We start from the raw sequence: 8,049 nt of genomic DNA on the forward strand, positions 1-8,049 counted from the left end.
AGGAGCACGATCATGGCGTTCGAGCTGGAGCACAAGGATCTGCAAGCGTTGATCAACGGTGGTTGTTTCTTTGGCAGTGGTGGTGGTGGCACCTTGGCGTCGGCCCGGCACTTGCTGGCCGCGTTCAAGGTCGGGGAATTCTACCGGCACGACCGCGTCAGGGTGGTCACGGTGGATGAGGCCCGTGCTGGCGACGCCGCGGTTGTGGCATACATGGGTGCACCGGAAACGATCGGGGGTTGCGAGTACCCACTCGGGCCGATCCAGGCACTGGAATGCTTGCGCCAGCGCTTGAATGAGCAGGGCCGCGAGCTTGCCTATGTGGTGCCGCCGGAAAGCGGCGCGCTAGGCTTTGTAGTTGCGTGCCTGGCCGCTGCCAAGCTGGGCCTGGCGGTGGTCGATGCGGACGGCGCCGGGCGCGCGGTGCCCTCATTGCCGATGCTCACCTTCGCTGCTGCCGGTATACCACCGCGGCCGGCGTTCGTGGTCAGCCAGGGCGGACTGGTGGTGGAGCTGAATGTGACGCCGCCGGCCGAGGCCCGGGGGTACCCGGAAAACGCCAATGTGATCGCCGAGCAGATGTTGCGCCCTGTGGTCGGCTCGCCGACGTTCGGTGAGTTCGGTGGCCTGGCGCTATGGTGCATGCGCCCCGACCAGCTGCCTTCCGCGCTGCCGCTGCGCGGCACCCTCAGCCGCGCCCTGGCGCTGGGCAGAGCCCTGGCTGCGGGGCAGCTGCACACTTGCCAGGCCGTGCTCGACTGGCTTGGCCAGTTCGGCCTGATGGCCCGCTGCCTGTCCCGCAATGCGCGCCTGACCCACGCCGGCGTGACTACCCAAGGCGGCTTTGACATTGGCCGCATCGACCTCGACAGCCCAGAAGGCAGCTTGCGCCTGTGCTACGAGAACGAGTCGCTGTTGCTGTGGGACAAGCACCAGCCGCAACCGCTGGCAATGGCCCCGGACAGCATTGCCTGGTTCTTTGAAGGCCCAGGGCCGGCACTGGCATCCAACGGCGACCTGGTGCGCGCCGACGGCTCGCTGGACCCGAGTTATGCCGGGCGCGCTGCCTGCCTTATCGGCTGGCAGGCGGCGGCACCGCTGCGCCAACCCGGTGGGTTGATCGCGTGGAGCTTCGAGCAGTTGCTGGCAGACCTGGGTTACTTGGGCGCCTACCGAAGCATCGAGCAACTGCAGGAGTTACGACCATGAGCCTGCGTATTGCGGTTCTCGCGCCGGTAAACAGCAGCGACTACAACGAGGGCCTGCTGGCCTCGATAGCCCCAGTGGTGCCCCCGGATGTCGAGGTCCAGGTGTACAACATCGACCATGGCAGCCCGTGTATCCAGAACCGGCTGAATCTCACCGAGAACGCCCTGGCGGTGGTGCGCCTGGCCCAGCAGCTTGAGCAACAGGGGTTCGACGGTATCTGGCTGAGCGATTTCGACATGTGCGGCGTGGAGCCTGCCCGCGAAGTGATCGATATCCCGATCATTGGCGGCTTCCCCACCTCCGCGTTCAGCGCCCTGGGGTTGTGTCAGCGGTTTTCCATCATCACCATCCTGCAGAGCACCCTGGCCCTGCAACGCGGCCATGTGGCCAATTATGGCCAAAGCATCAATTTTGCCTCGATCCGTGCCATCGACTGCCCGGTAGCCCAGTTGGGTGATGTGGAGGTGGTACTGGTCAAGGCATTGCAAGCCGGGCTGGCTGCCATCAACGAGGATGGCGCGCAGGCACTGTTGCTTGGCTGTACCGGCTTCATGGGTGTCGCCGAGCGCTTGTCGAAGCTTATCGAACAGGACCTTGGCTGCTACGTACCGGTGCTGGACCCCAACCAGTGTGGCTTCGGCTTCCTGCTGTCGCTGGTGCGGATGAAGGTGCGTCCGAGCCGTTTGTGCTACGCCAGGGCGCCCCTTGGCTGAGGTGGCCGGATACGTCCGCCTTGGGCTCCCCCGGGTGGACGAAAACGTCCACCTGTACCCCTGCTTTTCGGCCTAACTGGTTGAAAGGAAAGCGATCACCAGCCTGGCATGATCGATGCTCCTGTCACTGGGCCGAGCGCGTGACCCCACACGCTCGGCCCACATGACAAGGAGAGCATCATGAGCACTGACTACTATGTAGATTTCGACAACCAGACCAACGATACCTGGACCCTCGCGGTCTACCAGACCTTGCCAAGCTCGGTAGGGCTCGACAGCGTGTCCTGGAAGCAGACTACCGTGCCCACCCAGGGCTTCAGCGGGGTGGAGTGGACCATCGACTACAACGTGGTGATCGCCAATTATCGGCAGGTCGGTGGCGTTGGGGTGTACAAGGCCAGCCAGACCCTGTCGACTCAGCTCGGATCGGTCTGGGACTGTGTGTTCAAGGACAACGTACAGCAACTGGTGCTGGGTAGCGGCTCGGCGCCCGGAGACAGCATCCAGATCAACAACAAATCGAACTTGCCTGCCAACCTGGGTATCGGCATGAGCGGGCAGGGTTCGGTGTTCAAGCCGGATGTGGTCGGTAGCGGCCAGGCTCAGTTCAAGGTGACACCCACTTATTACCTGGGGCTGTTCCAGAAGGTACAGCTGGGTGAAGTCATCAGCAGCAACGTCGTAGTCGGCCCAATGCAGATCCAGTTTCCCAGTGGCATGAACTGCGCAACAGCGTCTGCACGCATGGATGGCGCCAATATCAAGCTGACGCTCACCTACACCCAGGTGACCAAGGTGTCCTACGAGGCTACCCAACGGTTGATCGCGGCCCGCCAGGAACGCCTTGGCAGGGTCCTCGAACACGCCTGAGACCACGGCCGGCGCGCAGCAGCGCGCCGGCCCGCTGTCGCCGGATTCGGCAAGGAGCTGGAAATGAACAAACCCCTGGACATAGCCCTCATCGACGCCGGGCCGCTGGCGTTTGCCGCCGGGCCAGAAGTGACCGGCGCCCAGTTACTGGACTTCGTCCATACCGTGGATCGACAGATCGAAAGCGTCACCAAGGGCCTGGTCGAGCAGTTGAAGAAGGGCAACATCAATGCCCGCGTGGTGCAGCAGGGCCGAGAGTACCTGATCATTCAGGAGGCCCTCAGCCCGGCGTCGTTGCCACCGCACGACGGCGTGGAGACCGACCCCGCCCCACAACCCTCGCGCATCCGCATCTTCGTCCGCAGCAGCGACGCACCACCCACCATCAATGCGATGCGACTGTTCTTCCGTGACTGGCGCGCAGTAGCAGGCCTGATCGCGGTAGGCGGCGCTTGGTATGCAGGCCAGTGGGTGATGCACGTGCGCCGACAGGACGAGTAGCAGCGCCCGTGGATGCGATGGGCTGCTGCCGGGCGGCCCATCGCCAGTTCACGCTTGACCCACGCCCTGCCCCCGCCACATGCTCGGTCGCTCCACCCACGCTCAAGGAACGATTGCATGAAGCTGGAAACCCTCGCCATCCACGCAGGCTTCAGCCCTGACCCAACCACTCGGGCAGTGGCCGTACCGATCTACCAGACCACTTCCTTCGCCTTCGACGACACCCAGCACGGCGCCGACCTGTTCGACCTGAAGGTGGCCGGCAACATCTACTCGCGCATCATGAACCCCACCAACGATGTGCTCGAACAGCGCATGGCCGCCCTGGAGGGCGGGGTTGGCGCGCTGGCGGTGGCCTCGGGCATGGCGGCCATCACCTACGCCATCCAGACCATCGCCGAGGCCGGCGACAATATTGTCTCGGTGGCAAAACTGTACGGCGGCACCTACAACCTGCTGGCCCACACCCTGCCGCGCATGGGTATCCACACCCGTTTCGCCGCGCATGACGACATCGACGCCCTCGAAGCATTGATCGATTCGCGCACCAAGGCGGTGTTCTGCGAGTCCATCGGCAACCCTGCCGGCAACATCGTCGACATCGCCGCGCTGGCCGAGGCTGCCCACCGTCATGGCGTGCCGCTGATCGTCGACAACACCGTGGCCACCCCGGTGCTGTGCCGGCCGTTCGAGCACGGTGCCGATATTGTCGTGCACTCGCTGACCAAGTACATCGGCGGCCATGGCACCAGCATCGGTGGCATCGTCATCGACTCCGGCAAATTCCCCTGGGCCGACAACAAAGAGCGCTTCGCGCTGCTCAACACCCCCGACCCGTCCTACCACGGCGTCACCTACACCGAGGCCTTCGGCCCCGCCGCCTTCATCGGCCGCTGCCGCGTGGTGCCGTTGCGCAACACCGGTGCCGCGCTGTCGCCGTTCAACGCCTTCCTGATTCTGCAAGGCCTGGAAACCTTGGCCTTGCGCATGGAGCGCCACACCGAGAACGCGCTGAAGGTCGCCCGCTACCTGCAAGCGCACGAGCAGGTGGCGTGGGTGAAATATGCAGGGCTACCCGACCACCCCGAGCATGAACTGGCCCAGCGCTACACCGGCGGCAAGCCGGCGTCGATCCTGTCGTTCGGCATCAAGGGCGGCCAGGCGGCCGGTGCACGCTTCATCGATGCGTTGCAGCTGGTGGTGCGCCTGGTGAACATCGGCGACGCCAAGTCACTGGCCTGCCACCCCGCCTCCACCACCCACCGCCAGCTCAATGACGAGGAACTGGAAAAGGCCGGCGTGCCACGGGACATGGTGCGCCTGTCGATCGGCATCGAGCACAGCGACGACATCATCGCCGACCTGGCTCAAGCGCTGGATGCCAGCCGCGGCTGATTCATCTGCGTCCCTACCCAATGCCGACGGCGGGCGCACCTTTCGCATATATGGATAGCCTTGCGATGACCCTGTTCTACCTCAAGCTGATCGTCACCCCTCTGCTGATGTGGGCCATCTCCCTCGCCTCGCGTCGCTGGGGCGGCCTGCTCGGCGGGTTGTTGTCCGGCCTGCCGATCACCTCGGCACTGGTAATGACCTTCCTGTGCCTGGAACAGGGCACGGCCTTCGCCTTGGGTGCGGTGCCCGGCGCCCTGGGCGGCCTGGCGGCGGTGCAGGCCACGTACACCTTCTACCTGTTCGCCACACGCAGGCTCGGCATCACCCCGGCCGTGCTGCTGGCGATGCTGTTCTATGGCCTGGCTGCCCATGCATTTACCCACTGGGGCAGCCTGCACCTGTCGATTGCCGTGGCGCTGTTGTTGATAGGCGTGCTGATACGCGTCAGCGGCCGCGAGCCCAGGCCAGACACCTTGGTCCGGCCGCGAAATCGGATTTGGGAAATCCCCTTGCGCATGGTGTCTGCCACTTCTTTGCTGATGGTCACCACCAGCCTGGCCAACTGGCTGGGCCCGGCGACCAGCGGGATGCTTGCGCCGATTCCGGTCATTGCCTGGCCACTGGTGGTGTTTGCCCATGTGCAGAATGGCCGTGCCGGGATGGCGGCGATGGTGCGGGGAAATGCGATCGGGGCGGTGGGGGTGATTGCGTTTTATCTGCTATTGGCGGGGCTGCTCGATGCCTGGGGTGTCGCAATTGCCATCAGCCTGGCAATGCTTTGTGCCGTGATCCTGACCGTGGGGCTGGCGGCGGTGTTGCGACGGGGGTGATACGCCGGCGTGCATGCCAGGGCTGCGTCCATTGGGGCTGCTGCGCAGCCCATCGCAGGCAAGCCAGCTCCTACAGGATCACTACAGCCTTCAAGGCAGATGCAGTACCTGTGGGAGCGGGTTCACCCGCGAACACCGGCGCAGCCGGTGCCGGCCACCGCGCTGGATTCTTCGCGGGCATGCACGCTCCCACAGGATCACCACAACCTTCAAGGCAGCCACAGTACCTGTGGGAGCGGGTTCACCCGCGAACACCGGCGTAGCCGGTGCCATACACCGTGTTGGATTCTTCGCGGGCATGCCCGCTCCCACAGGACCACCACAACCCTCAAGGCAGCCGCAGTACCTGTGGGAGCGGGTTCACCCGCGAACACCGGCGCAGCCGGTGCCAGCCACCGCGTTGGCTTCTTCGCGGGTAAACCCACTCTCACAGGGCTCTGCCCTATCAATGGTCATTCCCTGCGCTGATCCACGTCTTCCGCAGGCTGCTCCACGCTTTGCCTGCCGTCATCAGCCAGGCTGTCTTCCTCCTGCCAATCACCACCCTCCTCTTCGTTCATGAGCGGGTCGTCGTCGGGGTCGGGTATGGTCGGGCGGTCGGGGTCAACGGCCGGTTCGGGTGAAGTAGGCATGTCCGGGTTCGTGCCGCCTTGTACATTTGGATCGGGGCTCATCGCTGCGTACCTCGCAAGAAAGGTGTGAACCGCATTCGTTCCTCCCGTCAGCGAGGCTGCGGGTGCTCGGCGGAAACCGAATTGTTGGCCTGCACGTCCTCCATCTCCTCCTCGATCGGGCCTTCGTCATCCGAAGGTAGCGGGACCTCTCCGTCACCGCTGCCAGGCTGCCCGTCCTGGTCCGAACCGGGGTTGCCAGGCGGCGGGTCCCAATCGACGGGACGCTTTTCGGACCACGCCTCGCCGACGCCTTGCCTTGGCTCGGACTCGGTTTGCTCGAGGCCCGGGCCTTTCTGATCGTTTGCCATGGAAGTTCTCCTGGGTTTGCGCGTTGATCGCGCATACAGATCGGACGGGAAACAACCAGCAGCAGTGCCTTGGGTTCGACAGGTGGCGCAAAAGGCCGGGGTACGGATCATGGTCCCTATAGAGCTAAACCACTATTTAGAGACGTTTCCTACAAGCTTTTAGGACGCCCAATGCCTCTCTGGAAAGCGATTCCCCGTTAGTGTTCAGAGGTCGACAAGGACCTGTCCAACACGAGGATCGCTCATGACCATCAGCCAACGTATCGCCCTCGCGATCGCCGAAGCCGGGCTCCCGCACGACCAGTGCATGTTCTGCGAGCGCCAGGGCCTGCCGATCTTGCCGCTGCGTCGCGCCCTGGTGCCCGATACCCGCCCCGAGTGTGTCTCCACCGTGGCGGATAACCGGCATATCACGGCGAAGATCGGCTTGCGCACCTTGCGCGGGGGCTTCCTGTATGTGCTGCTCGACCAGCAGGTCTGGCATGCCTATGCCGTCACCGAGCAAGGTCATCTGCGCCGCTTCAACCCCTACGAGCCGCCAGATGGCCCGCCCTCGCCGCTGCCCGAAAAATGCGTGAACGCAGATCACGACATTCCTTCGGCCTTTCTCACCATCGATACTGAAAAATACGACAGCGCCTGGCTGGCCTTCTCCAGTGATGCCTGGCCGGTGAGCGTGCTGAACGCCTACAAGAGCGGCGCGTCGCCTGCGCATCGCTTCGAGGGCCTGGACCTGATCCAGGCCCGCAACAATCCCGAATTGCTGGGCATCGCCATGACGCCCGATAACCTACAGGTCGACCAGCAGGTATTCGAGTATGCCCAGCATGGCTGCGCCCCCTTCGACAGTGCGCATGGCTTCCACAGCCGCTGGTTGCGCCGGTTCGCCCTGCGCGGCTATCTGGTCAATGCGATCAACCGGCACAAGCTGGAAAACGGCGTGCTGGCAGTGGTGCTCGACGACACTGTCGGGCTGATTCAGGAATACAACCATCAGCGCCTGAACTGGGTACTGAAGCGTCAGGCCTGGCGTGAAGAACCGATGCGGGCCTATCAGCTGCAGACCTCGCAGATCCTGCAGATCATTCGAGCCACGCATAGGGAGTGGGCGGCGCAGGAGGTGCCGTCGCTGGAACCGATGACGGTCGATGGGCCGCCAGCGTTCGTCGAGCCGACAGTCGAGCGGCAGCGGTTGGTCGAGCGTGCGCAGCAGGAGAGTGACGAGCGGCTTGAACAACGTTACCACGAGCCGCAGCGGGCCGCGTTCCAGGCTGAATACGACCAGCAGGAGCGCGAGTTTCAGCGCTACATCGACAAGGACGCAAAGGCGTACGTTGCCTTGTTCGATACGCCCATGTTCAAGGTTGTCGAGCAGTACGACTACGACGGTCATGATCGTGAGTCCGGGGTGGCCTATGCCAAGACCATGGCCCTGTGCCTGGGCGGTGGCGTTACGGAAGCTGTTGTCCCCCGCCTTGAACCGCATGTTCCCGCTTCCGGCACCAGCGAACTGCTCTGGTTGAAATGGCTGCAGGATCCGGACAGCCCG

At 64.0% G+C, this 8,049-nt stretch carries 9 protein-coding genes; 7 read left to right on the forward strand and 2 right to left on the reverse strand.

The window, feature by feature from the left end; all coding sequences use genetic code 11:
* Positions 1 to 12 precede the first annotated feature (12 nt).
* The 6 genes from ACK1U9_RS21955 (at position 13) to ACK1U9_RS21980 (ending at position 5,518) form a co-directional block, all read left to right on the forward strand.
* Complete coding sequence (locus ACK1U9_RS21955) at positions 13 to 1,209, forward strand: S-methyl thiohydantoin desulfurase domain-containing protein (protein ID WP_449110183.1); 1,197 nt, start codon at positions 13 to 15, stop codon at positions 1,207 to 1,209.
* A complete protein-coding gene (locus tag ACK1U9_RS21960; protein ID WP_046614038.1) occupies positions 1,206 to 1,922 on the forward strand; it encodes an aspartate/glutamate racemase family protein in 717 nt (238 codons plus the stop codon). The genes ACK1U9_RS21955 and ACK1U9_RS21960 overlap by 4 nt, the downstream gene beginning before the upstream one ends.
* Positions 1,923 to 2,102: 180 nt before the next feature.
* Entirely contained in the window at positions 2,103 to 2,792 is a 690-nt protein-coding gene (locus ACK1U9_RS21965) for a hypothetical protein (RefSeq protein WP_449110184.1), read from the forward strand.
* A gap of 63 nt (positions 2,793 to 2,855) precedes the next feature.
* A complete protein-coding gene (locus tag ACK1U9_RS21970; RefSeq protein WP_322492633.1) occupies positions 2,856 to 3,293 on the forward strand; it encodes a hypothetical protein in 438 nt (145 codons plus the stop codon).
* Positions 3,294 to 3,410: 117 nt separating this feature from the next.
* Positions 3,411 to 4,688: a bifunctional O-acetylhomoserine aminocarboxypropyltransferase/cysteine synthase gene (locus ACK1U9_RS21975; RefSeq protein WP_449110185.1), complete on the forward strand. Its 1,278-nt coding sequence runs from the start codon at positions 3,411 to 3,413 to the stop codon at positions 4,686 to 4,688.
* Positions 4,689 to 4,753: 65 nt separating this feature from the next.
* The gene (locus tag ACK1U9_RS21980; protein ID WP_135003137.1) at positions 4,754 to 5,518 is read left to right on the forward strand and encodes a hypothetical protein; all 765 of its coding nucleotides are present in this window, start codon (positions 4,754 to 4,756) and stop codon (positions 5,516 to 5,518) included.
* Between the two features lie 452 nt (positions 5,519 to 5,970).
* On the opposite strand, the gene ACK1U9_RS21985 is transcribed toward ACK1U9_RS21980, so the two are convergent.
* Complete coding sequence (locus ACK1U9_RS21985; protein ID WP_178081800.1) at positions 5,971 to 6,150, reverse strand: hypothetical protein; 180 nt, start codon at positions 6,148 to 6,150, stop codon at positions 5,971 to 5,973.
* Between the two features lie 89 nt (positions 6,151 to 6,239).
* On the reverse strand, positions 6,240 to 6,500 hold the full coding sequence (locus ACK1U9_RS21990) for a hypothetical protein (RefSeq protein WP_046614044.1): 261 nt from the start codon (positions 6,498 to 6,500) through the stop codon (positions 6,240 to 6,242).
* 244 nt (positions 6,501 to 6,744) lie between these two features.
* Between ACK1U9_RS21990 and ACK1U9_RS21995 the strand changes: the two genes are divergently transcribed.
* Positions 6,745 to 8,049 (forward strand): T6SS effector BTH_I2691 family protein (locus ACK1U9_RS21995; RefSeq protein WP_449110186.1); only part of this gene is annotated, 1,305 nt, incomplete at its 3' end.

The organism is Pseudomonas sp. XP1 (genome assembly GCF_053557675.1).